Annotated in this window: 14 protein-coding genes and 1 pseudogene; 10 read left to right on the top strand and 5 right to left on the bottom strand. The window is 59.5% G+C overall.

Annotation, left to right across the window (positions count from 1 at the left end; all coding sequences use genetic code 11):
- Window positions 1-34 precede the first annotated feature (34 nt).
- The 5 genes from A6U87_RS16980 to dnaN all read right to left on the bottom strand — a co-directional run bounded on the left by A6U87_RS16980 (window position 35) and on the right by dnaN (window position 3,459).
- Complete coding sequence (locus tag A6U87_RS16980; protein WP_065692475.1) at window positions 35-322, bottom strand: DUF1330 domain-containing protein; 288 nt, start codon at window positions 320-322, stop codon at window positions 35-37.
- Between the two features lie 25 nt (window positions 323-347).
- Window positions 348-1,043, bottom strand: a complete 696-nt coding sequence (gene pyrF, locus A6U87_RS16975; protein WP_065692474.1) for an orotidine-5'-phosphate decarboxylase — start codon at window positions 1,041-1,043, stop codon at window positions 348-350.
- 1 nt (window position 1,044) lies between these two features.
- Window positions 1,045-1,632 (bottom strand): histidine phosphatase family protein, encoded by a 588-nt coding sequence (locus A6U87_RS16970; RefSeq protein ID WP_065692473.1) that lies wholly within the window; start codon window positions 1,630-1,632, stop codon window positions 1,045-1,047.
- A 1-nt stretch (window position 1,633) separates the two neighbouring features.
- A complete protein-coding gene (pmtA, locus tag A6U87_RS16965) occupies window positions 1,634-2,227 on the bottom strand; it encodes a phospholipid N-methyltransferase PmtA (RefSeq protein ID WP_065692472.1) in 594 nt (197 codons plus the stop codon).
- Window positions 2,228-2,340: 113 nt separating this feature from the next.
- On the bottom strand, window positions 2,341-3,459 hold the full coding sequence (gene dnaN, locus A6U87_RS16960) for a DNA polymerase III subunit beta (RefSeq protein ID WP_065692471.1): 1,119 nt from the start codon (window positions 3,457-3,459) through the stop codon (window positions 2,341-2,343).
- Between the two features lie 328 nt (window positions 3,460-3,787).
- Between dnaN and rsmI the strand changes: the two genes are divergently transcribed.
- From rsmI to A6U87_RS16910, 10 genes and pseudogenes are all read left to right on the top strand, one after another.
- Window positions 3,788-4,645 (top strand): 16S rRNA (cytidine(1402)-2'-O)-methyltransferase, encoded by an 858-nt coding sequence (gene rsmI, locus A6U87_RS16955; protein WP_065692495.1) that lies wholly within the window; start codon window positions 3,788-3,790, stop codon window positions 4,643-4,645.
- Window positions 4,638-5,006, top strand: a complete 369-nt coding sequence (locus tag A6U87_RS16950) for a YraN family protein (RefSeq protein ID WP_065692470.1) — start codon at window positions 4,638-4,640, stop codon at window positions 5,004-5,006. Before rsmI ends, A6U87_RS16950 begins: the two co-directional genes overlap by 8 nt.
- 126 nt (window positions 5,007-5,132) lie before the next feature.
- Window positions 5,133-6,431 carry an extracellular solute-binding protein gene (locus tag A6U87_RS16945; RefSeq protein WP_065692469.1) on the top strand — a complete coding sequence of 433 codons (1,299 nt, stop codon included), beginning with the start codon at window positions 5,133-5,135 and terminating at the stop codon, window positions 6,429-6,431.
- A gap of 81 nt (window positions 6,432-6,512) precedes the next feature.
- Window positions 6,513-7,490, top strand: coding sequence for an ABC transporter permease subunit (locus tag A6U87_RS16940; RefSeq protein WP_065692468.1), 978 nt, complete (start codon window positions 6,513-6,515; stop codon window positions 7,488-7,490).
- 13 nt (window positions 7,491-7,503) lie between these two features.
- Complete coding sequence (gene ugpE / locus A6U87_RS16935; protein ID WP_065692467.1) at window positions 7,504-8,346, top strand: sn-glycerol-3-phosphate ABC transporter permease UgpE; 843 nt, start codon at window positions 7,504-7,506, stop codon at window positions 8,344-8,346.
- A gap of 11 nt (window positions 8,347-8,357) precedes the next feature.
- Window positions 8,358-9,458 (top strand): sn-glycerol-3-phosphate import ATP-binding protein UgpC, encoded by a 1,101-nt coding sequence (locus A6U87_RS16930; RefSeq protein WP_065692466.1) that lies wholly within the window; start codon window positions 8,358-8,360, stop codon window positions 9,456-9,458.
- 105 nt (window positions 9,459-9,563) lie between these two features.
- Window positions 9,564-10,070 (top strand): cupin domain-containing protein, encoded by a 507-nt coding sequence (locus A6U87_RS16925; protein ID WP_065692465.1) that lies wholly within the window; start codon window positions 9,564-9,566, stop codon window positions 10,068-10,070.
- Between the two features lie 95 nt (window positions 10,071-10,165).
- Window positions 10,166-11,113, top strand: a complete 948-nt coding sequence (gene gshB / locus A6U87_RS16920) for a glutathione synthase (protein WP_065692464.1) — start codon at window positions 10,166-10,168, stop codon at window positions 11,111-11,113.
- Window positions 11,114-11,291: 178 nt separating this feature from the next.
- Window positions 11,292-11,522 (top strand): annotated as a pseudogene (locus tag A6U87_RS16915) (magnesium chelatase domain-containing protein); the annotation flags it as partial.
- Window positions 11,523-12,270: 748 nt separating this feature from the next.
- Entirely contained in the window at window positions 12,271-14,034 is a 1,764-nt protein-coding gene (locus A6U87_RS16910) for a hypothetical protein (RefSeq protein WP_141683984.1), read from the top strand.
- Window positions 14,035-14,117 lie beyond the last annotated feature (83 nt).

Genomic DNA, 14,117 nt, shown 5'->3' with positions numbered 1-14,117 from the left:
CGTCGCGTCGCAGTTCTCATGGCTTAAAATTCGATCAGATGCCTTCGACGACAACCATCTCGGCGTCGGCGATCTCCTGGCGGATCTTTGCGGCGATCTGGTATTCCGGCGAATTGTAGCAATCGACCGCGTGCTGCATCGAGGGAAACTCGATCACCACATTGCGGGCCCGTGCGTTGCCTTCGAGTTCCGTGATCGCGCCCCCGCGGGCGAGGAAGTTCGCGCCGTATTTCTCGAAGGCCGGCTTTGCCGCTGCGACATAATCCTTGTAGCGATCGGGCTGGCGTACATCGACGCGTGCGATCCAGTATCCTTTTGCCATCTGACGTCTCCCTTGCTTTGTTGGACTATTGGAGGGCGGCCGCCATTTCCGCAAGGATGGCGCGAGTGGCTTCCTTGGGATCGGGGGCCTTGATGATCGGGCGCGCCACGACGAGATGGCTCGATCCCGCTTTCAGGGCCTCGGCAGGCGTCATCACCCGCTTCTGGTCGCCCTTGTCGCTGCCCGCCGGGCGGATACCCGGGGTCACGAGGGCCATGTCGGGGCCGATGATCTTGCGCACGGCCGCAGACTCCTCCGCGGAACAGACGATGCCGCCCATGCCGGCCAGATGTGCCTGCTCGGCGCGGCGAAGCACCAGCGTATGCGGATCGTATTCGTAGCCTGCGGCTATGAGGTCCTGCTCGTCCATGGATGTCAGGACGGTAACGCCGAGCAGGCAGAGATCGGATCCCTTGGCCGCTTCCACGGCGGCCTTCATCGCCTTCGGGTAGGCGTGCAGGGTCAGCATCGACATTCCCATCTTCACGATGTTCTCGACGCCGGAGGCGATCGTGTTGTCGATGTCGAGCAGCTTCATGTCGAGGAAGATCTTCTTGCCGCTCTGGGCAAGCTCGCGGGCGAATTCGAGGCCGCCGGCGAAGACGAGCTGGTAGCCGATCTTGTAGAAAATGACATCGTCACCGAGCGTCGAGACCATCTTTTCGGCCTCACCAAGCGTTGGAACATCCAGTCCGACGATCAGCCGCTCGCGTGCGTCCATGTCACATCCATCCTTGCCACTCTTCGATAGGCGTCCAGTCGCATGATAAGCGCCGATCTGCAAGGCTGAAAGCATAGAGATTGCCGCCGCCTGCCGGCTGGTCCCGGTCGCGTCCGATGGGCCGCCCCTGCAGGTGGCATTTCAGCAATGTGCCGACGCCGCCGTGGCCGATGAAGGCGATGGGCTGGGAGGCGTCGTGCGTGGAAAGGATCGCTTCGACCGCGGCGACAATCCGCTGCTGCGCATCAGCTGCTCGCTCCCATCCGCGAAAACTGGCCAGCGGATTGGCAAAGAACCAGTCCGCAGCCTTCTCGAATTCGGCAGGCGGCAGGAAGCCGGTCGCGGAGCGGTCGTTTTCATGCATGCCGTCAACGATCTCGACGGGAACCCCGGCCACATCGGAGAGAAGCTGCGCGGTCTCGATCGCTTTGGTCTCGTCGCTGGAAATGATGCGCCGCAGCTGCGCCACCCAGGGCCGTTGCGCGGCCTGGCGGGCGCGCGCGGCGCCCAGATCCGACAGTCCCCATTTTGGCACGGGAACGTCGGGATCGATCTTTACTTGCGGATGGGTGATGTAGAGGCCGAACACCTCAGCCGCGCCGGTAGATCCAGAGCTGAGCCGGCGGAATGTTGCGCACGATGAAGTCGAAATGCTGGATATGGTAGCGATCCGGACGTGCGATGATCGGCGATACCGGGCCGTAGGAGATCTGTACCACGGGGCGCCCCGCCGGCAGGCGGTCGAGCAGGCTTTCCAGCATGGCGATGCGCGCCTGCATTGGAAAGTTCAGGAGGGGCACGGCCGACACGACGGAATCGAAGGTCTGGCCTTCCATGTGAGCCAGCGTCTTGTCGAGATTGAAGGCGTCGCCGTTGATGAAGTTCACGCCGGGGTAGAGGCGCATCAGGTGTTCGTAGAAGTCCGTCGAATACTCGATGGCGACGAGGTTTTCAGGCTTCACGCCGCGTCCGAGAATGGCCTTCGTGATCGCGCCGGTGCCGGGACCGAGTTCGAGAACCGGCAGGCCGGAATGCGGGTTGACGACGCTGGCCATCTTGCGCGCGGTGATGGAAGAAGTGGGGACGATGGAGCCGACCGTCTTCGGTCCCTGCATCATTCCTTTGAAGAAGCGGATCTCTTCGTCGAACTTCTTTCCCAGCCGTTCCTTCAGGCGCAATGCCATGCCGTCCTCCTTGATTCAACAAACACCCCCGCACCTAATTGCAGGCAGTCGACGTGAAAAACAAGCCCAAACGTCGCAATCGGCAAAGTTTGTGAAGCAAATGCGACGTCGTCCTAGACGCGCATCGGCATCAGCACGTAGAGCGCATCGTCGCCGGCCGTGTCGCGAATGAGCGTCGGCGAACCGGCGTCCGCGAGCAGGAAGATTGCCTCGTCGCCGGAAAGCTGGGCGGTGATGTCGAGCAGATATTTGGCGTTGAAGCCGATTTCCATGGCGTCGGTATCGTATCCGACGGCGACTTCTTCCGTGGCACTACCGGAATCAGGGTTGTTGACCGTCAGCAGCAGCTGGCCGTCCGACAGGGCGAGTTTCACGGCGCGGCCACGCTCGGACGAAATCGTCGAAACGCGGTCGACGGCCTGCGCGAAGCTCGTGCAATCGACGCGCATTTCCTTGTCGTTGCCGGTCGGTATGACGCGCTGATAATCCGGGAAGGTGCCGTCGATCAGCTTCGAGGTCATGACGATCGAACCAATGGAAAGGCGGATCTTGGCGTCGGACACTTCGACGGTGACCATGGCCTCCGGGTTGTCGACCAGTTTCTGCAGTTCGCCGACCGTCTTGCGCGGAATGATGATGCCGGGCATGCCTTCCGAACCCGACGGCGCTTTGACGTCCGCGCGGGCGAGGCGGTGACCGTCGGTCGCCACGGCGCGCAGCTTCAGGTCGCCTTCGCTTTCGATCGTGTGGAAGAAGATGCCGTTCAGGTAATAGCGGGTTTCCTCGGTCGAGATCGCAAACTGCGTGCGATCGATCAACATCTTCAGGTCGGTCGCCTTGAGCTTGAACGTGTGGCTGAAGGTGCCGGCGGTCAGATCCGGGAAGTCGGATTCCGGCAGGCACTGCAGCGAGAATTTCGAGCGTCCGGACTGCACGCTCATCGAGCCGCCATCGGTGCTCGTTGCCAGCAGAACCTCGGAACCGTCAGGCAGCTTGCGCACGATGTCGTAAAGAAGGTGGGCAGGAACCGTCGTCGCGCCAGCCTGCTCAACATTGGCGGGCGTCGCTTCCGTCACTTCCAGATCGAGGTCGGTGGCCTTCATGTCGAGGTTCTGGCCGTCGGCACGCAGCAGGATGTTGGACAGGATCGGGATCGTGTTGCGGCGTTCGACCACGCGGTGCACGTGGTTCAGCGACTTCAAAAGGTTGGACCGCTCAATAGTAATACGCATGGGATGCTACCGCTTTCGACCGTTACTGTCCGGGCGCGCGCCGCGCGCCTGAAGAATGCCTTTGCCCAAACATGGGACCGGAGGAGTGGACGGGCAAAATGGCAGAATTTTGCGGCCGAATGCAAGAGGTGCGAACGCGCCGGTTGCTGCATTTGCGCTTTTCCCCGCAGATGCTCACAGAAATCGCCACCCCTCGCGGGGCGGCTGCCCCTTGCCGAAGAGTGGGGCCTCGCCCATAAAGGCCGGAAGCCAGAAAGGGCAACAGATCTTGAGCAATGACGACGCGACGATAGAAAGCGGCAGGCAGCGTAGCTTCCGCCTGCATAACATGGCAGTTCCCGCCCGGCCGCAGGAGCCGGGACTTTATCTTGTCGCGACGCCGATCGGAAATCTGGGCGATATCACGCTGCGCGCGCTGGAGACGCTGGCCGGCGCCGATGTGCTGGCCTGTGAAGATACCCGCGTCACCCGGGTTCTTCTCGATCGTTACGGCATCCAGAACCGGCCCTACGCCTACCACGAGCACAACGCCGACGAGGCGGGGCCGAGATTGCTGGCGGCACTCGAGGCCGGGAAGTCGGTGGCACTCGTTTCCGACGCGGGAACCCCTCTGGTCTCCGATCCCGGCTACCGCCTGGCGCAGTCGGCGATCGAGGCGGGCTATCGCGTCGTGCCCATTCCGGGCGCCTCGGCACCGCTTGCCGCCCTGGTCGGTTCCGGCCTTCCCAACGATGCGTTCCTGTTCGCCGGCTTCCTGCCGACCAAGGACAAGGCACGCCGGGACCGTCTGGCGGCGTTTGTTGCGGTCCCCGCGACGCTGATGTTCTTTGAATCGCCGCACCGCATCGCCGCCACGCTGGTTGCTGCCGCCGATGTTCTGGGCGGCGACCGGGCGGCCTCGGTTTGTCGCGAACTGACCAAGAGCTTCGAGGAGTTTCGTCGCGGCACCCTGGCCGAGCTCGCGGCGCATTATGCCGAGGTCGATAACGTCAAGGGCGAGATCGTCCTAGTCATTGGCCCGCCGCCGGAGAGGCCAGTCGAGCAGGCCGATGTCGATACCATTCTTGCGGACCTCGCGGGGACGATGCCGACGGCAAAGGCCGCCGCGGAGGCGGCTAGGCTGACCGGGCTGCCGCGCAAGGAGCTCTATCAGCGGTTGCTCGACATGAAGGGCAGCGATGGTTGAAGGGGGCGCCGCCAGCAATCGCCGCAGGGCGCTTCGTCGGGGTCATGTCTCCGAATATCTGGCTGCTCTCTTTCTCATGCTCAAGGGCTACCGCATCGTCGCGCTCCGCTACCGCACGAAGCTCGGCGAGATCGATATCATTGCACGCAAGCGCAACGTTGCGGTTTTCGTCGAGGTGAAGGCGAGGCGGGACGAGGCGAGCGCCGTCGATGCGGTGTCGTATACAGCGCAAAATCGCATCAGGGCGGCGAGTGACCTGTGGTTGGCGCGCCAGCGCGATTTCGCTGTGTTGTCCCAGCGTTATGACATCATAGCCATCATTCCCGGCCGGCTGCCGCGCCATTTTCCGGATGCGTTCTGATTATTTTTGCAAGCGCGTGCAAAAAGACGCCGCTGTAACGTGGCTGTCACAAAACCATTAAGGGGTCGTCACATAAGGCCTCTATTGCACTCCTCGCGCCCAATAACGGGTGGAGAGGGATTAGCCATGTTCAAGAAATTTACGATGGCGGCCGTGGCCGTGAGCTTCTCGGCCTCGTCGTCTTTTGCCGCGACCAATATCACTTGGTGGCACGGCATGGGCGGCCGCAACGGCGAAGTCATCAACGAAGTCGCACAGAAGTTCAACGCATCGCAGACGAGCTGCGCCATCACGCCGGTCTCCAAGGGATCGTATGAAGAAGCGCTCGCAGCCGGCATCGCCGCTTTCCGCTCGGGTGAGCAGCCGAACATCCTGCAGGTTTTCGATGCGGGTGCAGCCACGATCATCAACGCCAAGGGCGCTGTCATTCCGGCTGAAGACCTGATCAACAACGCCGGCTACAAGTTCGACCGCAACGCCTTCATCCCGGGCGTTCGCTACCTCTACGCCGCTGCAGACGGCAAGTTCGTCGGCATGCCGTTCAACTCCTCCGCTCCGATCATGTACACCAATCCGGAAGCGCTGAAGAAGGCTGGCGTCGAGGCCCCGAAGACCTGGGAAGAGTTCGAGGCGATCGCGCCGAAGCTCAAGGAAGCCGGTTACATCCCGCTCGTCCAGACGCAGCTGACCTGGGAGTTCACCGAGAACTTCTTCTCGCGCAACAACATCCAGTTCGCCACCAACAACAACGGCTACGACAGCATCGTCGACACGAAGCTCAAGGTCACCGACCCGAACCTCATCATGATGTTCGAAAAGCTCAAGGCCTGGAAGGATGAAGGTTACTTCGCCTACTACGGCGCCGGCTGGAACGACAACCAGAAGCCCTTCGAAGAAGGCAAGGTCGCCCTGTGGATCGGCTCCTCCGGCTCCTTCGGCGGCCTGAAGAAGACGGCAACCATGCCGTTTTCGGCAACCTTCCTGCCTTACTGGAACTCGATCAGCGGCGCCGGCAAGAACACCTTCATCGGTGGTGCTGCCCTTTTCGCGATGGCCGGCAAGCCGGAAGCCGAAAACAAGTGCGTTGCCGACTTCTTCCAGTTCCTGACCTCGCCTGAGATCCAGAAGTTCTACCACCAGGCAACCGGTTATGTCGCCATCACCGAAGCAGCCTACGATCTCGCCAAGAAGGAAGGCTACTACGAGAAGGAGCCTGTCGCCGAAGTCGGTATCAAGCAGCTGAAGCTGGAAGGCGGCGAATGGTCGAAGGGCTATCGCCTCGGCTTCTACCCGCAGATCCGCTCGATCATGGAGCGCGAATACAACCGCATCTTCGCTGGTGAAACCACCGTCAAGGACGCGTTCGACACCATCGAGAAGGAAGGCAACGAACTTCTCGCCCGCTTCGCGAAGACCGCCGGCTGATCCAAGCCGCGTCGACCATGACAGTCAACATGGGCCTCCCTTCTCCGAAAGGGAGGTCCTATCAGCGATAGAGGACCGCGCGTGGCCTATACACCTTCTCAACCTCGCCTCGGCCGGTTCATTCCGGGCTTTGCGGCAAGCGCCAGGAAACCGGCAGCCGCTGCCGAGCCATCGGGCGCCAAGCGCGTCCAGTTCTCGCCATCGCTCATCCCCTATCTGTTTCTGGCGCCGCAGCTCGCGGTGATCTTCATTTTCTTCTACTGGCCATCCGTACAGGCGGTGCAGTCGTCCTTCTATATCGAGGACCCGTTCGGATTCGGCTCGACCTTCGTCGGCTTCGCCAACTATACGGACGCGATCTTCAGCCCCGAATATCTGAGCATTGCCAAATTCACGGTCGTCTTCACTGGCCTGGTGACGTTCTTCTCGCTGGCGCTCGGCCTGCTACTGGCGGTCAAGGCTGATGCCGTCATTCGCGGCAGCTCCGCCTACAAGACGCTGCTGATCTCGGTCTATGCGATCGCCCCGCCGGTTGCGGGCCTCATAGGGATGATGTTTTTCGACTTGCATATCGGCCCCTTCGTCAAGCTGGCGGCCTGGTTCGGTTGGGACATGCAGGTCGGTCTCAATTACTACGACACGGCCTTTGCGCTGATTGTCGTCGCGGTCTGGAAGCAGATCCCCTACAATTTCATCTTCTTCCTGTCTGGCCTGCAGGGCGTGCCGGTCTCCGTGCGCGAAGCCGCCACCATCGACTGCCGCTCCGGCTTTCGCCGGTTCTGGACGGTGACGCTGCCGCTGCTGGCGCCGACCGCCTTCTTCCTGCTGATCATCAACATCACCTACGCCCTGTTCGACACCTTCGGCGTCATCGACGTGATGGTGAAGGACAAGCCGGCCAACAATCCGATCACCCTTGTCTACAAGGTCTATATGGACGGCTTCCGCGGCAATGACATCGGCAGCTCCTCGGCGCAGTCGGTCATCCTGATGATCGTCGTCTTCGTCCTCACCATCATCCAGTTCCGCTTCATCGAGAAGCGCATCCACTACACGTGATCGGGGAAGACCAATGTACAAGACGAAACCTCTCGATCACCTGATCCTCATCCTCGGCGCGCTGTTTTTGATCGTGCCCGTGATCGTCGCCTTCATGACCTCGACGCACGAGGCCGCCGAGATCCACACCAAGGGCCTGATGATCACGCCCGGCGACAATTTCGTCGGCACCTACGAAAAGGTACTCACCCAGAAGGGCGGCTTCACCGGCGAGATTACCGGCCTCAACATGGTGCTGAACTCGCTGATCCTTGGTGTCGGCTTTGCCGTTGGCAAGATCGTGCTGTCGATGATGGCGGCCTACGCCATCGTCTATTTCCGCTTCCGTTTCGCGACGCTCGCCTTCTGGATCATCTTCACGACGCTGTTGCTGCCGCTCGAGGTCCGCATCATGCCGTCCTACGAAGTCATGAGCAAACTCGGACTGCTGAACTCATACACCGGCCTGATCGTGCCGCTGCTCGCGTCGGCGACCGGCACGTTCTATTTCCGCCAGTTCTTCAAGTCGGTTCCCGAGGAGCTTCTGGAAGCGGCCCGCATCGATGGCGCCGGGCCGTTCAAGTTCTTTATCGACATCCTGATCCCGCTGTCGCGCACCATGATGGCGGCGATCTTCATCATCATGTTCGTCTATGGCTGGAACCAGTATCTCTGGCCCATGCTGATGACCACCGACGAGAGCTTCTTCACGCTCATGCGCGGTATCAAGTCGATCCTGCAGGTCTGGGTCGGTTCGCAAATTCCCGATTACAACGAAGCCTTTGCACTCGCCGTGCTGGCCATGCTGCCGCCGGTGCTGATCGTCGTGATTTTCCAGAGATGGTTCATCAAGGGCCTCACCGAGAGCGACAAGTAAGGAAGAGAAACATGGCACGGATCGAAATCTCGAAGGTCTGCAAGGATTATCATGGCGGCGTTCGCGCCGTGAACGGCGTCGATATCTCGATCGCCGACGGTGAGTTCATCGTGCTCGTCGGCCCGTCCGGCTGCGGCAAGTCCACGCTGTTGCGCATGGTGGCCGGGCTCGAGGAGATCTCGGACGGCACCGTCAGCATCGGTGACCGCGTGGTCAACAGTGTCGACCCTGCTGACCGCGACATCGCCATGGTCTTCCAGAATTATGCGCTCTACCCGCACATGACGGTGCGCGAGAACCTGGAATACGGCCTGAAGAACCGCAAGACGCCGAAGTCCGAGATCGACGCGCGCGTCGCCGAGGCCGCCCGCATGCTGCAGCTCGAGCCCTATCTCGACCGCCGCCCGCGCGCGCTGTCAGGTGGTCAGCGCCAGCGCGTTGCCATGGGCCGCGCCATCGTCCGCAAGCCGGCTGCCTTCCTGTTCGACGAGCCGTTGTCGAACCTCGATGCCAAGCTGCGTGTTTCCATGCGCGGCGAAATCAAGCGCCTGCAGCGCCGCCTCGGCACCACCTCGCTCTACGTCACTCACGACCAGCTGGAAGCGATGACGCTGGCCGACCGCCTGGTGGTGCTCAGCCATGGCGAGATCGAACAGATCGGCACGCCGCTCGACGTCTATCATCGCCCGGCCTCCACTTTCGTCGCGAGCTTCATCGGCTCGCCGGCCATGAACCTGCTCAAGGGCGAACTGCACGGCGACAAGCTGGCGCTTGGGCCGAACCTGATCGATCTGGCCGGCAATGCCCCCACATCCGGCCCGGTAACGGTCGGAATCCGCGCCGAGGACCTGCGGCTGGCCGAGCCGTCGGAACATGCCCTGGAGCTGACTGCGGATTACATCGAAGAGCTCGGTTCGCAGCGCCTTGTCCACGGCCTTCTCGGAGATCAACCGTTGACGGCAATCCTCTCACCGGAGACACAGCTGTCCTCTGAGCTTCGCCTCTTCGTTCAGCCGCAAAAGCTGCACTTCTTTGCTCATGATACCGGCAAGCGCATCGATGCCGAGATAGCCCGTCAATCCGTCGCAGCGGTGGGCCTGGCACACGTCTAACTAGTACAATGGTATATATCTCTAATTTTAACGGCTGAACGCACCGCGCCTTTACAACTCTCTGCTATCCCGGCACCATCGCTCATGGCGGTGACGGGGGTTTTTATGGGTTTGCACATGATGCTGGCGAGCATGGTCGCAATGGCCGCGCGCGTCGTACCTTTTTCCATGCCAATCCAGGCGTCGGGAAAGTCCTTTGTGGCGGCATCGGGAGAGCGTCTCTCCATGCGGTCCACGCCGATCAATCCGGAATGGATCACGAAGGGCGAGCCGCAGGCGCGCACGGCGGAGCATTCTCGCAGCCACGATGACGCGGCCCTGACCGCGATCTGGGACTGCACGGCAGGGGAGTTCCGCTGGTTCTTCGGTTGGGACGAAACGGTGATGATCCTGGAAGGTGAGGTTCATATCGTTGCCGAGGATGGCGCCGAGCGCACGCTCAGCGCTGGCGACGTTGCGTTCTTCGCAGCCGGCACGTGGGCGCACTGGCGGGTCGACACCTACGTTCGCAAGGTGGCGTTCCTACGCAAGCCGTTTCCTAAGCCCGTGGCGCTGGCTTATCGTCTGCGAAACCTTATTCGCAACAACGGTCAGCAGGGCCTGGCGGCCTAAAAACCCACGCGCTTGCCGGCCAAAGCCATGGATTGGCCGTTGCGTTCAGGGGTTCGGCAGCCTACATCTGTCCCGCACGAGCTAAGGGACGAAAAATGGCCAAGATCAAGAACGTAGCGGTCCAGATGGACCATGTCGCCGGCATCAATATTGCAGGCGATTCCACCTTCGCCATGAGCCTCGAGGCGCAGAGCCGTGGCTATCAGCTTTTTCATTATACGCCGGATCGCCTGAGCTTCCTCGATGGCAAGCTCTATGCGTCGGTTGAGCCGATGACGCTGCGCGACGTCAAGGGAGACCACTTCGATCTCGGCGCGCCGGAGCGCGTCGATCTCTCGACCATGGATGTCATCCTGCTTCGCCAGGACCCGCCCTTCGACATGTCCTACATTACCTCCACCCACCTACTGGAACGCATTCACCCGAAAACGCTGGTGGTGAACGATCCGGCATGGGTCCGCAACTCGCCGGAAAAGATCTTCGTCACCGAGTTCGCCGACCTGATGCCGAAGACGCTGATCACCAAGGATCCGGCCGAGATCCGCCGCTTCCGCGATGAGATGGGCGACATCATCCTCAAGCCGCTCTATGGCAATGGTGGCGCCGGTGTCTTCCATTCGACCAAGGACGATCGCAATCTTTCGTCGCTGCTCGAAATGTTCGGCCAGCTCTTCCGTGAACCCTTCATCGCCCAGCAGTACCTGCCGGACGTCCGCAAGGGCGACAAGCGTATCCTGCTCGTCGATGGCGAGCCTGTCGGCGCCATCAACCGCGTGCCCGCCGAGCATGACAGCCGCTCCAACATGCATGTCGGCGGTCGCGCCGAGGCGACGGAACTGACCGAGCGCGAAAAGGAAATCTGCCGGCGGATCGGTCCCGCGCTGCGCGAGCGCGGTTTCCTGTTCGTCGGCATCGACGTCATCGGTGACTACATGACCGAAATCAACGTCACGTCGCCGACCGGCATTCGCGAAGTTCGCAAGTTCGGCGGTGCCGATGTCGCCAGCCTTCTGTGGGATGCGATCGAACGCAAGCGGTCGTAACCGCGATTTCTTCCCTTTGTTCCAGCCCTGCAACCCGCTGCAACCTGATTGCAGCGGGGACGTGAATTTGTTCCTTTATTGTTCTTGTTCCATTCTGATTTCTATGCCAGATTGCAATCCGCGACGATGATAGGTCGCCAAATGAGGTGTAAACGGTTGCGCCACAGGGGATCGGGGCATGGTCGCACGCGTCAGTACGGTTGCATTCCAGGGCATTGAAGGCGTTCCGGTCGAGGTCCAGGTGATGGTTGCACCCGGCAAGGTCGTGACGCAGATCGTCGGCTTGCCCGATAAGGCGGTTGCAGAAAGCCGCGAGCGGGTGCACGCGGCATTGCACGCCTCAGGATTGGCGTTGCCGGCCAAAAGGATAACGGTCAATCTCGCGCCGGCCGACTTGCCGAAGGAGGGGGTGCCAAAGCCACATTAGTTTTTTTGTATGGAGGCGAAGCGCCTGCGACGTAGGGCTATCCACGGATATTCGTCTCCATACAAAATAATGAGACATACGGAGTAACTGCCGAAAGACTCCTGTGAAAGCTGATGCTCTTTCCAGAAACCTGGCAGGCATTTCGGGCATCTGAGGCAGCTCGGGGGGCCGGGCCTTCGGCTGCCTAATGAGGACAATAAAGTTGCCTCTGCTGTCGGCCCAGCAAACGTAAAAGTTGGGGCCTCAAGACGGGTTTCACGCCTAGGGATGTGCGCAATCTCCCCACCCGCACCCGACGCCCGACTAGCACAACGCGGAAGATCCTTCTGCGCCATCCGCAAAGACGGCACTGGGTCGCTACCTCTACCTCCAGAGGGATAGCGCGTGGCGAGCTTCAAAACCTGGATATAGAAATATCATTGTCTTTTGACGTATATCTGTAATTATGTGATCGAATCATGGCGATTCGGAGGTATTGTTAAAGCGCTTACCGACGCGTTTTGTCGTAACGATTATGAACGTGTTGAATGTGAGGTTGTTGTTGTTTGATTTAATACGTGAAGGATTCGTTTCTATACATCCAAGGATTCGATTGTTTCTAATCTTGATTCAAGATAGTGAGATTTCAAGGACTCAATCCTTGATTAAATATTGTTAGGAAGGACTCATGGATTCGCCCGTGCGTCCGCTGACGGATTTGCCTCCAGTGTGAAAGGATTCAGAGATCAACGTGAGCGAGACGTTCGTCTTTCAGATTCAAGGTCACCCGACCCGGTACCATCTCACGCCCCTTCTTCTGCTCTACGGATCGGATTTTTGTACGAGTTTCGCGAGGGTGTGGCGCACTATCTATGGGTCCTCGGAGTATTCCCCGGCGACCAGTTACGCTTACTTCAAGCGTACGGTTAGGTTTTTTCTCGTCGTCGGAGAAAAAGGGATAGTAAATCCACAAAGTTCTGAAGGAAGGATATACCGTTGCTACAGTTTATTCCGAGGAAAAATTCCAGAGACGAAAGACTTAGAACAGTGTTTGTCTAATACCTTTGACGCGTTGTGCGACAGAAATGACACTTCGTTTGGAGCAATAAGCAGTCCAAGTTCGATAAATTCAGAAATAGATACTATAAAATCTGTTCTGGGTGCTTTTTCCAGAGTTGGCTTCGCTCCAAAGTTTACATTCAGTGCTGGTCTTCCCGAAGACAAGGAGGCGCGGACGCCGGCTCTGGCAACTCTCGCTCGAGAAGCAGGGACATTCTCCACGAGCCATCTGGGGCGCCTTCAAGCAGCGGAAGCGTTCGTCAAGCATAATGCCGATATGTTGATGGAGCTCCGGCGATGCCTCTGTGAGGAGTTTAGTATTGAGTACGAACGCTTCCTTCGAGGCAAAAGACTTCAGGAAGATCCTCGGCTTCCGGATGAAGCAGCGATCGTCTCCCTATTAAACGAGTACAATCAAACCAAGGGAGAGGTCAGAGAGTGGTTCCGGAATAGACTCCGCATTGACGACGATCAGTACGAAGGCCTCGTGTTTAAGCTAGTTTCGGCCACACTACACCGAGGGCTGGTGGTAAAGACTCGGAAGTTGGCGACCCTGATGAAGAGCGTCGGGGATCCACTGTGGATCCAAGGCCATATCCAGGCGACTGCCGTGGCATTGAATGCAGCGTTCCATATCGTGATCGTCGATTCGGCGTTCAACAGTCAGCCATGCAAGGACCTTAAGATCAACGCTATCTCAGGAAGGGAGAGGCGCGGGCGATTTGAGATCGTCACAGCGACGAGCACCAAAAACAGGAAAAATGGTCCCCCGAACAGCAAACAGAATCAAGTCGACACTCCTCTCGTGGATGAAGGAGGCTGGCTGCCGAAAAAAGTTGGCGAGCAAATCTCCGCAAAGCGAGTTATCGAGCAATGGCTGGAGATGACGAGCATGCTGCGTTCCAGCCCACAGATCAGGAACACTGATAGCGATCGTCTATGGATATTCCAGCGCCCCTTAGAGCCTACGATAAGATCACGCCTGGGATCGATAGACTCTGAATGGTGGCCCGCATTCCTACAGCGTCACGCGAACAACGCCATGATTGGAGGATTGCGTATAACCAGGATGGTCATCCGGCGGACCGCACTAAACCGAAGTGCCGAAATGGACGATTTCGGGCTGGCGATGAACCAGGAGTTAGGAAATCACTCCGACGGGTTCATGCCGTTCTTCTATCTCGACAAGAACGGAGCCAAGGCAGTCCTAGAGGAAATGATCAGGAAATTTGGGGATAAATGGGAAGCGATTGCACTTTACGGAATCCCTCATGCAGCGCAAGTCCTGGGGATCAGCGAGCAGGAGCTGCATCGGCGAAAGCTACTCGGATTGGAGTCTGGCCTGCAGTTTGCGCAGGTCGACCGCAAGTCGCCGCGGACGTCTTCGTCCGAAGAGAAGGACACTGAGGAACTGCCGCTCATCGACAAGAACACGAGGGTTGTTGATTTCCACTGAGAGCTGACCCGGCGCAGCCCGATATTTCCATCGAGAATTGACCCATGTTTCAACCGTCCCTCGCATATTTTCAGCGGGGGCTC

It is taken from the genome of Rhizobium sp. AC44/96 (genome assembly GCF_001692185.1).
Classification (GTDB): domain Bacteria; phylum Pseudomonadota; class Alphaproteobacteria; order Rhizobiales; family Rhizobiaceae; genus Rhizobium.
The sequence above is the reverse complement of the archived record's forward strand: the minus strand, read 5'-3'. Positions and strand labels throughout refer to the sequence as shown.